4 protein-coding genes (1 of these 4 cut by a window edge) are annotated in these 14,531 nt (G+C 67.5%); 3 read left to right on the top strand and 1 reads right to left on the bottom strand.

Features of this window, described 5'->3' with window-relative positions:
* The first annotated feature begins 149 nt into the window (after positions 1-149).
* Complete coding sequence (locus SACE_RS26400) at positions 150-2,036, top strand: hypothetical protein (RefSeq protein ID WP_143538232.1); 1,887 nt, start codon at positions 150-152, stop codon at positions 2,034-2,036.
* Between the two features lie 403 nt (positions 2,037-2,439).
* On the opposite strand, the gene SACE_RS26395 is transcribed toward SACE_RS26400, so the two are convergent.
* On the bottom strand, positions 2,440-3,732 hold the full coding sequence (locus SACE_RS26395) for a YrhB domain-containing protein (protein WP_231849793.1): 1,293 nt from the start codon (positions 3,730-3,732) through the stop codon (positions 2,440-2,442).
* A 446-nt stretch (positions 3,733-4,178) separates the two neighbouring features.
* Between SACE_RS26395 and SACE_RS26390 the strand changes: the two genes are divergently transcribed.
* A complete protein-coding gene (locus SACE_RS26390) occupies positions 4,179-4,904 on the top strand; it encodes a type VII secretion system-associated protein (RefSeq protein WP_009951229.1) in 726 nt (241 codons plus the stop codon).
* A 481-nt stretch (positions 4,905-5,385) separates the two neighbouring features.
* Positions 5,386-14,531, top strand: the 5' end (the start) of a protein-coding gene (locus SACE_RS26385; RefSeq protein WP_143538231.1) for a hypothetical protein. Its footprint extends 16,048 nt past the window's final position; the window shows 9,146 of its 25,194 coding nt (coding positions 1-9,146); its start codon is at positions 5,386-5,388; its stop codon lies off the right edge, out of view.

Below are 14,531 nucleotides of genomic sequence, written 5' to 3'. Positions count from 1 at the left end.
AAATTCCGGAGGGGTGGCGGCCTGTGCCTGGCTCCGGGCCGCAGACGTTGAAGGACTACCTGCTCGCTGAGGGGGTGCCGGAAAGCGTTCTTGTGAAGAGGGGCCCGCGTCGGCTGGATCCTGCGATAGAGGCACAAGTGCGACGGTGGGTGATCGGCCTCAAGGGTGACATCAACCCGTTGCTGAGCAAGTTTTACACCATCAAGGACGCGAACAAGCAGTCTGGCGGCCTGGCCAGTCAGGAGCAGGTTCAGTCGTGGTGGAAGGAAGCTTCCCAGCAGCGGGCGGCGGTGGGCGAGCCGGACTGGCTGGGGTGGCGGCCTGAGCGTCATGGGCCGCAGAACTTGAGGGACTACCTGCTCTCTGAGGGGGTGCCGGAAAGAGCCCTTGCCAAGGACGGCCGGGACCGCCTGGAGCCTGACCTGGAGGCGCACGTGCACCAATGGGCGCTCGGGTTGGCGCGCGAGGGCTACAGCACCCACGACATCGCGAAGCTGTCAGGCGGCCTGATGAGCCAAACCACGGTCCATAGGTTGTCGCAGCGCGTCCCCTTGCGGCGGCCGGCGGTCGAGGTGCCGGCCGGTGCGACGGAGTGGCGGCGGGCTGAGTCCGGCGGGCCGAGGACGTGGAAGGACTACATGCTCGGCGAGGGGGTACCGGAGGACGCCTTCACCATGGATCGCAGGGGGTATCTGGTCGTGCCGGAGATCCGGGAGTCCCTGCGGCTTTGGGTGATCGGTTTGGGACGAGAGGTCGACGAGTCGCGCCGAGGGCGGCGCTACGGTTCGAACACGGCAGCCGCGATGTCCGGACTCGGAATACGTCCCGCCACAGTCCGGAACTGGTGGCAGGAGAGTTCCAGGCAGCGCCAGGAGGCCGGGGTGCCCGCCGAGGTGCTGCCGGAGTGGTGGTGGCCTGAGCATCCCGGCGACACGGTGCGGGAGCACCTTGTCCGGCAGGGTGTACGGGAAGACTCCTTGGCCGTGAATGGCAACGGTGTGCTGCCGAAGCCGATCCGGGAGCAGGTGTGGCGCTGGGTGACCGCGTTGGGCCAGCAGGTCGACGAGGCGACTGGAAGGCGGCGCTACAGCGCCGACAAGGTAGCCGAGATGACCGGCCTGCTTGTCGGGAGCACGGTCCGCAGCTGGTGGCGGAAGGTCTCCCAGGAGCAGCCGATGGGGGTCGTGGAGCACCAGCTCAAACCGGATCCGGAGATGGAGAAAGCGTTCCCGTGGCGGGATGGGGCGGACCCGGCAGGGCGGGTGTACGCGCCGTTCGCTGACGAGAACGGTGCGGTACACCCCACGGTTCGTGCGAACGCCGACCATGTCCGCGCGGAGGGCTTCGCGCACAGCCTCAAGTGGTTGAAGGACATCGCCCGGGATCCGGACGACCCCCGATTGCCGGTCGCCATGGCCAACGACATGGAACGACTGTGGTCGCTGCTGGAACAGGACGTGGCGGCCGAGGTCCGCCGGACGATCAAGGGTGAGGACCCGCCGTTCGCCCGAATCAAGCCCGCGCTCCTGGAAGCGCGGCACCTTCGGGATCACGAGAAGATCCTCGAAGGTCAGTGGGGGCTGTTCCTGACCACCCGGCCTGCCGAGACGCCCGCCGACCAGCGGATGTCGCTGTCCAACGGCCGGATACTGGGCCTGTACCTGGGCGCCGTGCTCGAAAACGAGGAGGAAGTGGAAAGTTTCAGCCAAACCTATACTCGTTTCCCTGACTTCGCGATGGACGTTCCGAACAAGAACGGGCCCTTGTTTACGATGGCAGGGGAAGCTGTCACCAATTACACCGCTTTCGCGAACACCGCGACCCGGCCGAATACCGCCGAGCCGCAGTTGGACCACTCGGTGATCAACGCGGAGTTTGTGGCTTTCGCTGTTCGGATGCCCACGAACAAGGGCCGGTGGCGTTGGCAGGGAATTGTCGCGTTGGTTGCCTTGGACAACGCCTTCGATCCGATCGCCAATCCGCATGGGATGATCATCGCCAATTACGGTGACACATATCTCCCTCTCTTGGCGTAGCCGGCCGAAGCCGGGTCTGGCGATGGCGAAGCTGGGCCTGACGCTCCAGCTACGGCGGCTGAGGGGAGCGGTCTGGTTGGTCTGGACTTGGCCCTCAGGTGGTGGCAGGAGGAGGCTTCGATGTGCCGCCGCACTTTCCGCACGCGCGGAGGAAACGGAGGTGGGGGAACCTCAGCAGGTACCCGGACATCTTGGCTACTTGCTCGTAGTTGTACAGCCGTTTTCCGATCGACTCGTCGGTCTCACCCCCGCTCCACAACCGTGATCCGGTTCTGTCAGACCACGTCGGTACATGACCAGAGCACGGTGCCGGGGCATGCGGGATCAGCTCACGTCAACGGCAGGCTGTGGTACGGCGTCGTTGCGCGGCACGGTGTTCATGTCGGCACCGCAAAGGGGACTTCTACTCGAAGCGAATCACGTGCAGGTTCAGGACTTCCTGGTCCAGAGTCGGATTGCCGTCCTCGGCCATCGCATCGACCAGCCGCACACCGTCGGAGGCAGCGTCGGCCATCAGCAGGTTCCCGAGGGTCTCCCGGCCACGCGCGTCCCGGCGGCGGACCCACACCACGGCTCGGGCGTCCTGCGAGAGAGTGGCGAGCTCGGACAGGACCTCGCCCCAATGTTGGTGAACGTTGGTGCTGACCACTCGCCCGAGCTGTTGTGCCATCGGGCCGAACCAGGCAGCCGCCCCGGGGGCCGGCGGTGCGGCCAGGCCGGATTCCCCGGCATCCCACTTCGCGAGGTAGTCCCACGGGTCGGAGTTCGGCAGCCCGAACGGTTCCTCGCCCGCGGCCTTGGGCACCACGAGCGCGGCGTCGAGCATCTGGTCCTGCCAGTGGCCACTGCCCAGGAAACGTGCCGTCGTGCAGGCGAACAGCCATCCTCGGCGCGTCTCGTCGGCAGGGCCAGGGGCGACCAGCACCACGTCATCGGAGTATGCCTGGTCGAGCCAGCTACGGGCCTTGGCGAGCGCCGAAGCCAGATCCGCGGCTCCGGCCTGCCACGGCACGGCGATCGTTTCCATGGGGGCCGGCCGGTGGAACCGCGCCAGCACCAGTCCGGATACGTCCTCTTCCAGTTTGGCCAACGAGCCTCGTTGGCCGTCGAGGAAAACGGCTTGCCCCTCATCGTTGAGGACGTTCACCAGATGACCGGTCAACTCGACACCGTGCAGGCGCCTGCGAAGCCAGACCGCCCCTCGCGTGTCGGGGCCCGCGTCGAGAATCGCGTCCGCGACCTCGGACCAGGACGTGCAGACCGCCACCTCGGCGTCGGGGAAATACTCGGCGAGCAGCCGCGGCCACCAGCCGGGCGCTTCGTCCCGCGGTTGCCAAGGCAGTGCCGTCGCGGGCCGTTGATCGAGTCCCGCGTCCGTGGCCACCAGGCAGTTGCGTGCGTTCGCGCGCCAGGCCCACGGTCGCCGCCCCAGATCGAGTGGCCGGGACATGTTGTACGGCTCGTCCAGCGGGTCGCTGTTCGCCGGCGGAAACGGCTCCGCACCGTCCATGGGCACCACGATGGCCGACGCCAGCATCGGTTCGTCCACGGCGTCGGCGTATTCACAACCGAACAGCCACGTCCGCTCACCCGCGACGACGGGTTCGTCATCGGCCAGCCGGACCAGGCCCGCGTAGGTGCGGTCCAGCCACTCGGCGGCCCTGCGGCCGACCTCGTCCACCATCGTCGTCCTCACCCGTTCATGCGCGTCCCGGCCGCTGAGAACAGCCTGCGTGGCGTCCGCACTCCGGCACGGGACTCCACGTCCGAGATCGTGAAGGCGGCCGCTCCACTGGTACCGGACTCGAGGGCTGTGCCAGCCTGTCCTCGCTCGGCCCGCGACGCAAGACGTCGCCCGGCACACTGCCCTTAGGGGAAAGGGCACAGGGGTGGATGCCGGCACGGGTGCTCGTCCGCAGTGTGATGCTCTGGCGCGGAACGCGGGTAGCGATGCGCTCAAGTGCAGAGAACGTGGGCCAAAACGCCATTTCCGGTGCGGGGCGGCCAGCTGTCCGGCTTCGTCGCTGTACCGTCGTGCCGGGTTTGCCGGATCCGGTAGGGAGCCGGTACGCGGCATCCGCGTGCGAGCGGGGGTGCCGAACCCTCCTCGGCAACGTCGCAGAGCAGGGTGAGGAGTCAGTGATGGCGGCCTGGGAAGCAGTCGAGACGATGACCGATGTGCAGCGCCCGGACAGTGTCGACACTCCTGCGCCCCCGGGGGAGGCTGGGGAGCGAAACGGTGCGGATGCCGCCGAGAAGTGGTTCCTTCTCATGGACCCGGCATGGAGTCCGACCGCCGATGAGCCCGATCCACCGGTGAGCGCGATAGTCGGGGTATGGCCGTTGGAGGACGGCGCTGTCGGGAAGTTCCGTCCTAACCCGGGCTACGAGCCTTCGGATGAGAACTCGCCGAGCGATCCGGTTGACGCGGTGCTGCGAATGATGGTGCGGGCGAGCGCGGATGCGGACCAGCTCCGGTTGATCCTGCGCGACTCGGTGTTCGACCTCGCGATGAACGGCGACGGCCGGCCGCTCGTGACGCGCTCGCCTGACGACGTGCTGTGTGCCGTGGTGGCCACCTCTGAACCGCACCGCCTCCGGATCACCTCACCGTCCTGGCGCCGGGTTGACATCGACGAGCTGGTGGAGTTGCTCGCCGATGACGCCGACGTCCTCTTCAACCCTGGGGGCCCGGCGACCGTGCGCCTGGTCGGCGGCTTCATCCGCAGCGTTCCAGCCCTGACCGACGACGAAGTAGCCGAAATGCACGACAAGTACGTCGGAGACCTCGACGGTCGAGTAGAGGTCATGCCATGGCAGCTCGACGAAGACAGCACACCCGAGGCGGAGCAAGCGGCCAAGCTCTGAAACGCTTCGCTGCCAGAGCGGGCGTCGCCGATCGCGGTGAAGTGACCGGCCGCTGTGGGAGCCGGCGTGGCGAGCTGGGGCGTCGATCCCGCGTGCGCCGTCGGCGGCGAGCTGGCCTGCATTCGGATCGAATGCGACGCCGGTTTCGTGGCTCTGCCCGCGTGACCAGGGCTTGAAGACTGAACCCGAGGGCGTCTTGTGCGTGCCAACATGAAATACGGGCCGGGGCCTTCCGTCGGCAAGATGGCATCTTGGTGAACAACGATGCAAATGGTCTAAGGGCTTGAACCTCTTAGAGGTTCGACCCGTGTTGTCGTCGTGGAAATGATGCGGGACTTGCGTCGCGCGGCTGAGGCTGGGCGGACGCCGGCCGTGTGTTACCGCACGCGGCTGCTGGTCGACATGGGGTCGGCGGCGAGAAGTGCGCGGCGTTCGTTGTCCGGATTGGGCCGGTTGGCGGTCTCTGGTTTCGATTCGTGGAATGGGTGAGTTACGGGTGGTTGTTTCGATTAGGTTTACGGAGGAGCAGAGGAAGCTTTTGTTGGTGGTGTTGGGTGATGATCCGACGGATGCGGATGAGGGTTGGTTGTTTTGGGTGGGGGAGCAGTTGGAGGTGAAGGCGGTGGATGTGGCGGAGGTGGGTGTGGTGTTGCGGGAGTTGGTGGGGCGGGTGCTGTCGGAGTTTTCGGGGAAGGCGGCGGATCGGTTTGAGGAGCAGTGGGTGGGGTTTGAGTTGTTTTTGGAGCGGGGTGGGGCGGTGTTGTCGGGGGTGGGGGAGAAGGTGCGGGAGTGGGCGTTGCAGGTGCAGTATTTGAAGTTGATGACGTTGTATGGGTTGAATTTGTTGTTGGCGGAGATGGCGTGGGCGGTTGCGATGGCGGCGTTGTCGTTTGGTGCTGGGGTGGGGGCGTGGTTGGCGTTTCGGTTTGCGGTGATGCGGTTTTTGTTGCGGTCGTGGTGGGGTCAGTTGTTTGTGCGGTTGGCGATGGCGGAGGTGGCGGGGGTGGGGGTGCAGTTGGTGCTGGATCCGGCGGTGCAGGGGACGCAGATCGCGATGGGGACGCGGAAGCCGGATGAGTGGGATGAGAAGGCGACGGTGGATGCGGTGGGTGTGGGGGCGGTGAGTGGGTTGTTTGCGTTGCCGATGGCGGCGTTGGGGAATGTGGTGGGGAATGCGGTGTCGGGGGTGTTGGTGCGGGGGTTGGGTGGTGCGGTGGATGAGGAGGTTTTGGTGGCGGCGGCGAGGCACGCGGTGGCCGAGCATGCGGAGAAGTATCCGATCTCGGCGATGGCGCGTTTTGCTGACGCGGTGGGGCAGAGTGTGAAGGATTATGGGGGGATGTCGTTGGGGGGGATGTGGGCTGCGCGGGTGGGGTCGGGGTTGGGGGAGGCGATTGGTGAGGGGTTGACGGAGATGTTTGGGGAGTGGGCGTATACGGGGGAGTTTAATGTGTTTTCGGGGACGGCGGGGTTCTTTGATCGTGTGGGTGAGTGGGTGGGTGAGATGGGGGGGTTGGGGTTGGCGGGGTCGTTGCTGCCGGGTGGGGGGAGTCCGTATGTGGCGTCGGGTGCTGGTTCGGGTTCGGATTCGGATTTGGCGCCGTTGGTGGGAAAGCCTTCCGATCTCGATGATGATGCGGGTGATGATTTCGGGTATGACTCGGGGTATGGGTCGGGTGGTGATTCGGATGCGGAGTCGGTGTGGTCGGACGAGGGTTCTGGTTCGGGTTCGGGGGTGGAGGTGTCGGGTCCGTTGGGCGGGGGTGCGGGCTGGTCGACCGGCCCCGGTCTGGGCGCGGGTGCGGGTGGGGGTGTGCCGGTGGGGATTGATCGGGGCAGCGTGCCGGTGCCGGGGGGTGCGGGCAGTGGTGTGGGTGCGACGTCGTCGGCTGGTGGTGGTGTGTCGGGTCCGGGTGGCTCATCGATCGCGGGGGCCACGGCGTCGTCGTCCACGGGCGACACGTTCATCGATGGCCAACACGCGTCGGATCCAGGGCGATCCAGCATCGGCGCCTCTCCGGCTGCGACAACCAGCGGCACCGTCGGCGGGGAGAGCATCGTCGATCCCAACACCGCGGTCCCCGCTTCGCGCGGCGAGGAATCGGTTAGTGCCGCCGGAAACGACACGCGTGATCCTGGGCAAGGGGAGAATCCATCGACGAAGAACGATCGCACGGTTGGTTCATCGATGGCGGACACGAACACCGCGACGTCTTCGGCCGGCAGCGGTCAACGGCCCACGAACACGGGGGACTTCGCAAGGCCCGCTTCGCCGCCTCCGGCCTATTCCGTCGAACCTCCGGCCTATTCCACTGAGCCTCACACGGCGCACGCGGATCCGCCCCCCGCGTACAGCGAGACTCCCTCCGGTTCGAGCTCCCACACGACCGGCTCCGCGAACGCGGACGGGTTGAAGAGCCTGAGCGGGACTACTACCGATTCTTCGGCGCTCGGGGCTACGCCGAACGGCATGTCCGAAACGGACTCCGCGGCGACTCACGGCAGTGCGAAGCCGGACGTCCACGTTGTCTCCCCGGCTGGTCATGCTGCCGACTCCGCGCCCACCCCTGAGACCGCCACCCGGCCAATGCCCGATGACCGACGTGGTCTCGACGGCCTGCCGACCGAGGTGTCGTCGGCGGCGACGGTGGTCCGCGTTTCGCAGGAGCCCGGCGCCAACGCCCCGTCCGCCGACTCTGTGCGGGCGCAGACCACCCCGGGAACGCCGAGTTCGGCACCGGTCGTCGTGGCGCCGGCAACCGGTTCCGGTGACGCCGTGGTGGTGTCCTCGAAGCAAGCGAAGGGGCTCGCGCAGGAACTCGGTCGTGACGTCATCGCACTCGTGCCGGGCCGGGGACGCCGTGGCCGACGTTGGATGCGGTTCCCGGCCACTGGGGGGCGACCGCGGTCCGTGGCCGATGGTCTGCCGATCACCACGCCCGGGACCAACATCGGGGAAGCGGTCCAATCGGTCCCGGACTCGCTGGTGAAAAGTGCTGCGGCTCTTCCGGCAACCGGAGGAAGGACTGCTGCCGCGGCACCCGCGTCAGAGACATCCGGGGCCAAGGACGTACCGACCGCGGCACAAACGGTCAGTGCCATGTCCGCCGATGGTCGCGCGCTCCCTGAGACGGCGGCGACCGGCAAGCACGCGAAGGACGAGCAGAACCCTCATCCGTCGTCGATATCGGGCACCGCGAACGGCCAGCGCGGCGAGGGCGCAGTTTCAGCGCGGAAGTCCCGCACCGATGACGGCGAAGCGTCACCCGTCGCCCGAATCCCCGGGGGCCTGTTCGTCCGGTCGGGACTCGATGACGATGGTGCGATCCGGACCGCGGCGGGCAGGATTCCGGTTGAGCGTGGCCGCTTCGCGGTGGTGGTCCGCGGTGATGGTCGCGGCGCCGTGCGGGTGGACGGGAAGTCGGTGCGACCGCGGACGCTGGCCGGTTTGATCCGGAGCTCCGATGGCTGGGATGGCGCGACGCCGGTCCGGCTGTACGCGTGCGACGTCAGCGAGGCTTTCGCGCGTGAACTGGATGGCGAGCTGGGTGTCGAAGTCGTCTGGTCGCCGTACAGGGTGTGGTTCGGTCCGGAGACCGGTGGGTATGCGTCGGTGGCTACCGGTGCGACCGTGGGGGCGGATGGGCGGATGCTTCCGGACTTCCCGCCCAGCGGGACGTGGAAGACGACCCGGCCGGGCGGTGAGCAGAGTGTTGATCAGGGTCCGTATGCGGTTCGGTTGCCGCAGGGTGCTGGTTTGCATCCGCGGTGGATGCACCTGCGCATGCGCCCGCCAGACCAACGGTCGGATCTTGGCCTGATCGAAGAGCTTTCAGACGAACAGACTCCGCTACCGGAGCGCCAGCTTGCGGAGGTGGAGCAAGACGCGCGGGACGCTGCGCGGGCCTTTGCCGGGACGGCTGAAGCTGAACCAGACGGATATGACTCGGACCTCGAGCCGTTGCTCGGGCGTGATCGCCCGTCTGACGTGGGTGCCGCCACCCCCGCGGAGGATGAGCGCCGTGCCGGTGCCGAGGCGTTGGTGACGATGCTCGCGGACGAGTCCGAGTTCGCGCCGGACGCCGGTAGCGGTTGGGAGGGGTTGGCCAGGTCCATTGGGCTGGACGAGTCGGGGGTGTTGCCGGAGGACTTTGAGCGGCGGTTGCTGAACGTCGCGGAGCTGGCGCTGGGCGAATGGCGGGACGACGCTCCGTTGCCGGATGTTGAGACCCTGCGACGGACGAATTCCTTGATGCGCCAAGCGCTGGACAACGGTCTCGGGGACCCCATCCGCTACGAGGTCACGGTCGACGAACTGCGTCAAGCTCGGGCGATAGCCGAACGCGAGGATGCTGGGTCGGATTCCATGGCGGCTTTCGATCCGCTGCTGGGGGCGGATGAGCTGGTGCGCCGATTCGATCCCGGGGTCCTTGGTGTGGGCGTGCAGGGCCGGCTTAGCCGCGAGGAGCGGCGGCGGATTGTTCGTCTGGGTGCGTTGGCTTCGGTGCTGGCCGGTGTGGCGAGGGCTGCGGATTTGCGGGCTGAGGACGTGCTGTATGCCCGCGAGGTGGTTGAGGCGTTGGCGGAGACCGTTCCCGAGTTGGTCGGGACGGACGGAGTGGCACTACAGCATCTGCGCGGACTCATTGGCGCATGGCTGGGTCTGGGCGATGATCCGAGGTCTACCGCTGACGTCCAGAGCCTCGCGGCGCGGTTGGTGGTGTTGCGGGAGGAGGCGGGTCGGCCGGTGACCGTGGACGAGCTCGGTTCGTCCTGGGTGTCCGATCGTGTGAACGCGGCTCTTGCCGGGCTGTCGAGTGCTTACGACGTGCTGGCCTCCTACTTGGCGGATCTGCCGGAGGACTATCGGCCCGGTCTGCGGGCGGCGATGGCGGAGGCCGCTCCGTATCGGAATGCGCCGCGCGGATCGTGGAGCCAGGAGGACGGGCGCCGTGTGCGGGATCTGGAGGCCCTGCGGGAGCATCTGGATGCTTTGGCGGCTGAAGTGATGTCGGACGCCGATGAGCGGCCTTCGGTCCGTCGGTCGGGGACGGTGCCCGGTGGTTCTGGGGTGTCGGAACTGGCCGATGTGCTTCCTGAGATGCCGAGGCTTTCCGCCGCACGGGAAAGCACGGCCGGTTCGCCGGAAGGGGCGGACGGCGGGGCCGGCGTCGTAGAGAGTGCCGATCTCGGCGAGTTGGTCGATGCGTTCTTGAACGTGGTCATGGAGCAGCCGCGAAGTGGCCAAGCCAGCCCACATCCGGCCACGTCGCTGGATTCGGATGTATTGGATGCGGATCGTGCTCCCGCTGACACTCGGCAGGATGAGATGGGCGGGCCCGCTGAGATCGTCGAGTCGGAGACACCCGCGTTCGTGGAGCTGATCCCGGCGGGAATGCTCGTGGTCACCGACTCCATCGGTGAGGTTCACGCCGCTGCGCGGAACTTGCCGCTGGAGGCAGGTGTGTATGCCGTGGTCGTGCAGGGGCATGGGGCCGGCGGGGTGGTCGTCGACGGACAGCCGGTGTCCGTACAGGAGTTCGCCGATCTGGTCAGGCGCGGCGGGTGGACGCCGGACACACCGATTCGCCTGTACGCGTGCGAGATCAGCGGGGAGTTCGCGCAAGGGCTGGACGAGGAGCTGGGTGTCGAGGTCGTCTGGTCGCCGTACAGGGTGTGGTTCGGTCCGGGGACCGGTGGGTATGCGTCGGTGGCTACCGGTGCGACCGTGGGGGCGGATGGGCGGATGCTTCCGGACTTCCCGCCCAGCGGGACGTGGAAGACGACCCGGCCGGGCGGTGAGCAGAGTGTTGATCAGGGTCCGTATGCGGTTCGGTTGCCGCAGGGTGCTGGTTTGCATTCGGGGTGGGTGCACCTGCGCATGCGCCCGCCAGACCAACGGTCGGATCTTGGCCTGTTCGGGGAGCTTTCCGACGAACAGACGCCACTACCGGAGCGCCAGCTTGCGGAGGTGGAGCAAGACGCGCGGGACGCTGCGGTGGCCTTGGGCGGGCGGGGTCGGGGTGTCGATGCCGAGGCGTTGGTGGACGGGCTCGCGGCCGAGTTCGCGGTGGATGGCGGTAATGGTTGGGAGGGGTTGGCCAGGTCCATTGGGCTGGACGAGTCGGGGGTGTTGCCGGAGGACTTTGAGCGGCGGTTGCTGAACGTCGCGGAGCTGGCGCTGGAAGAATGGCGTGACGGTGCTCCGTTGCCGGATGTCGTGACGCTGCAACTGACGAACTTCTGGAGGCGCCAAGCGCTTGACCACGGTCTCGGGAATCCTCTGCTCGGCGAGGTCACGGTCGACGAGCTGCGTCAAGCTCGGGCGATAGCCGAACGTGAGGCGGCTGGGTCGGATTTCGAGAGTTCGGGTGAATCGCCGATCGCGGATGAGGTTGCAGAGGAGCGGTCGGTTTTCGATGGAATCGACCCCGATGTGGCGCGGCTGAACGAGGAGGTTGCGCGGGAGTGGCGGGAACTGGGTCTGGAGGGCCGCCGGTCCGGTGATGAGCATCCCGGTGCGCCGGTAGCGAGGAGTGGAGCGGAGCCGGGTCCTGCGGGTGCGCCCTCGTCCGCTGATCTCCCGCCGGTGGAGCCCTCGTCCGCGTCGGATTCGGACGGAAACAGCTCGGGGCTGTCAACTTCGTCACCGGAATCGGGAGATGCGGGTGTTCGTGCGCAAAGCTCGTCGAGCGATCTCGGACCAACGGCACGGCGGCTGGTCAAGGCTCTCGCGGACCGAAACGGTGGTCACGTTGAGTTGGCCGATGCCATTGGCTTGCATCATCAGGAGCGGGGTTTCCGGCGGTTGGGTGCTCGCTGGGTGCGCGATGTCCCGCGGCGACTGGAGAACATCGTCAGGCTGTGGCTGGAGATTTCCCACAACCGGCGCACCGTGAGCCTCGGCGACCTGCGCGACGTCCGGCGGCTGGCTGACGCCGTGCGGCGGCGGTATCCGGATGTCGGATATGACGTGACGGCCGATCATCTGCGTCGGATGGTGCGGGATTTCGCGCCGGATGATGCTCGACCTGTCACAGATGAAGAGGTTCGCTATCTCGCAGGTCTTGTCGGCCCGGTGAGGGATCACGGGCGTCCGGTGACCTATGAGGCGTTGCGGACTGCTTGGCGTGCCGGCGCGGAAGTTCTGGAGCGCCGTGCGCGTAGCACGCTGGACGAGCTGGATCGATCGTTGCAGGAGCTGACGGGCGCGTCGGCCGTGGCGCACTCGGGTTTGCGGGAAGCGACTCGCTCGCTGGCTGACCGCGCTCGCAGGGAGCGCGATATGCCGTGGCGCCCGACCGATGAGGGCCGAGCAAGGCTGCTGGAAGAGCTCCGCACCGAGGGCGCCTGGTTCGCTGAGGAGATGAGGGCTGTCCGGGGCAGCAGCGGTGTCCCGGCTGAGGCCGCGCTGTTGGCGCTGGCGCGGGAGCATGGAGGCGGGCGGCACATCGCGCGCGAGGTAGGTGTGGATTCGGCGGACGCACGTGATGGCTGGGCGCGCTTGGTCAGTATTTCGCAGCTTGCGGTGTTCATGTTCGGGGAGCGGCCGAACCTGGAGCAGTTGCGGCGTGCTGCGCAGGACGCACATCGGTTCGCACCCAGGCTGGTCCAGTTGCGGCAGGCGGTGGGCGGTGAGGCCGGGCTGGGGATCGGCGAGATCGACGAAGCGCGGATCACCGAGCATTTTGGGGCGGCGGTGCGGCGTTGGGCGGATGGTTTCGAGGCCGCCGGGCAGCATCCGGTCACCGAGGCTGATGTGCATCATCTGGCTGAGTTGGTGTTGGGGCTGGCGCGTGAGGGAGACGTGACGTGGGACGGCCTGCGCCGCGTCTGGACCGCGCAGCGCAACGAAGTCGCCGATCGTGCGGGGAGGGCGCTTGCGGCGTTGCGGGATTCCGTCGCCAGGGCAACGGAGGATCTGGCGGAGTCGCCGAGCTGGTACCAGCCCGAGTTGCGTAGGCGGTTGGACGCGATCGAGGCGGTGGTCGGTGAGAGCGCGGGTCCGTGGCGGCCGTCGTACGCACGCCAGGCGTCTTCCCTTGAGGAGCTCCGCACGGATGCGGAGGTGGTGGCGGCGGAGGCTCGGGCGGCGCGTGTGGCGTTCGAGGTCTCCGGTTTGGGTCCGTTGCTGTTGGCTGACGAGCTGGTGCGCCGGTTCGGTCCCGGGGTCTTTGGTGTGGACGGACAGGACGGGCTTAGCCGTGGTGACCGGCGGCGGATTGTTCGTCTGGGTGCGTTGGTTTCGGTGCTGGCCGGTGTGCGGAGGGCCGCGGATTTGCGGGCTGAGGACGTGCTGTATGCCCGCGAGGTGGGTGAGGCGTTGGCGGAGACCGTGCCCGAGCTGAGTGGATCGGATGGGGTGGCGCCGGAGCATTTGCGTGGATTGGTTCGTGAGTGGCTGGGGCTGGGTGGCGCCGATCCGGTTTCCGTGGCGGATGTGCGGAGCCTTGCCGAGCGGCTGGTGGTGTTGCGGCAGGAGTCCGGTCGGCCGGTGACCGTGGACGAGCTCGGTTCGTCCTGGGTCAGCGAGCGGGTCGATGCGGCTCTTGCCGGGCTGTTGAGCGCTTACAACGTGCTGGCCTCTTACCTGGCGGATCTGCCGGAGTCCCACCGGTCCGGTCTGCGAGCGGCGATGGCACAGGCCGCTCCGTATCGGAATGCGCCGCGTGAATCGTGGAGCCGGGAGGACGGGCGTCATGTGCGGCACCTGGAGGAGCTCCGCGAGGAGTTGGATGCTCTGGCGGCCGAAGTGCTACTGGATGTTTACGACCCGACGTCGGTCAGTCGGTCGGCGACGGCGCCCGGTGGTTCTGGGTTGTCGGAGCTGTTCGATGTGCTGCCCGAGGTGCCGAGGCCCTCCGCCGCACGGGAAAGCTCAGTCGGTTCGCCGGAAGGGGCGGACGGCGGGGCCGCCGTCGTCGAGAGGGTTGACCTCGGCGAGTTGGTCGATGCGTTCTTGAACGTGGTCGCGGAGCAGCCGGGAGGTGGGCAGGACAGTCCGCGGGCCACTGAGGCACCGGATTCCGACGAGCTGGATGTGGATCGTGCGCCTGGGGTCGTGGAGCTGGTTGCGGCCGGGATGCTCGTGACCAGTGATTCCACGGGCGAGGTCCACGCGGCTGCGCGCAACTTGTTGGTGGAAGACGGCGTGTTTGCCGTGGTGGTGCAGGGGGACGGTCGCGGTGGGGTGGTCGTCGACGGGCAGGCTGTGACCGCGCGTGAGTTCGCCGATCTGGTCAGGGGCAGCGGTTGGGTGCTGGGCACGCCGGTTCGGTTGTATGCCTGCAATATCAGTAAGGGTTTCGCGGGCGGGTTGGATGCCGAGCTGGGTGTTGAGGTGGTCTGGACGCCGGACATGATGTGGTTTGGTCCGGAGGGGCTTGGTTATGCGCCGGTGGTCACTGGGGCGACGGTGGGGGCGGATGGGCGGATGGTTCCGGCCTTGCCGGCGACCGGTGTTTGGTATTCGACTCGGCCGGGCCGGGTGCGCGGTGTCGAGCGTGCGGGTGGCGTGTCGTTGCCGGAGGGTGCCGAGCTGCTACCCGGCTGGGAGCACCTGCGCATGCCGCGGACTGAACCCCCGTTCGACTCGCTGGCGGATCCGGGGGAGCTTTCTACTGAGCA

The organism is Saccharopolyspora erythraea NRRL 2338 (assembly GCF_000062885.1).
GTDB lineage: Bacteria > Actinomycetota > Actinomycetes > Mycobacteriales > Pseudonocardiaceae > Saccharopolyspora_D > Saccharopolyspora_D erythraea.
This window is presented reverse-complemented; position numbering and strand designations above follow the sequence as displayed.

Bases quoted from the DNA above. Each gene is read 5' to 3' on its own strand.
- SACE_RS26390 (WP_009951229.1), top strand. From the start codon at position 4,179: ATGGCGGCCTGGGAAGCAGTCGAGACGATGACCGATGTGCAGCGCCCG.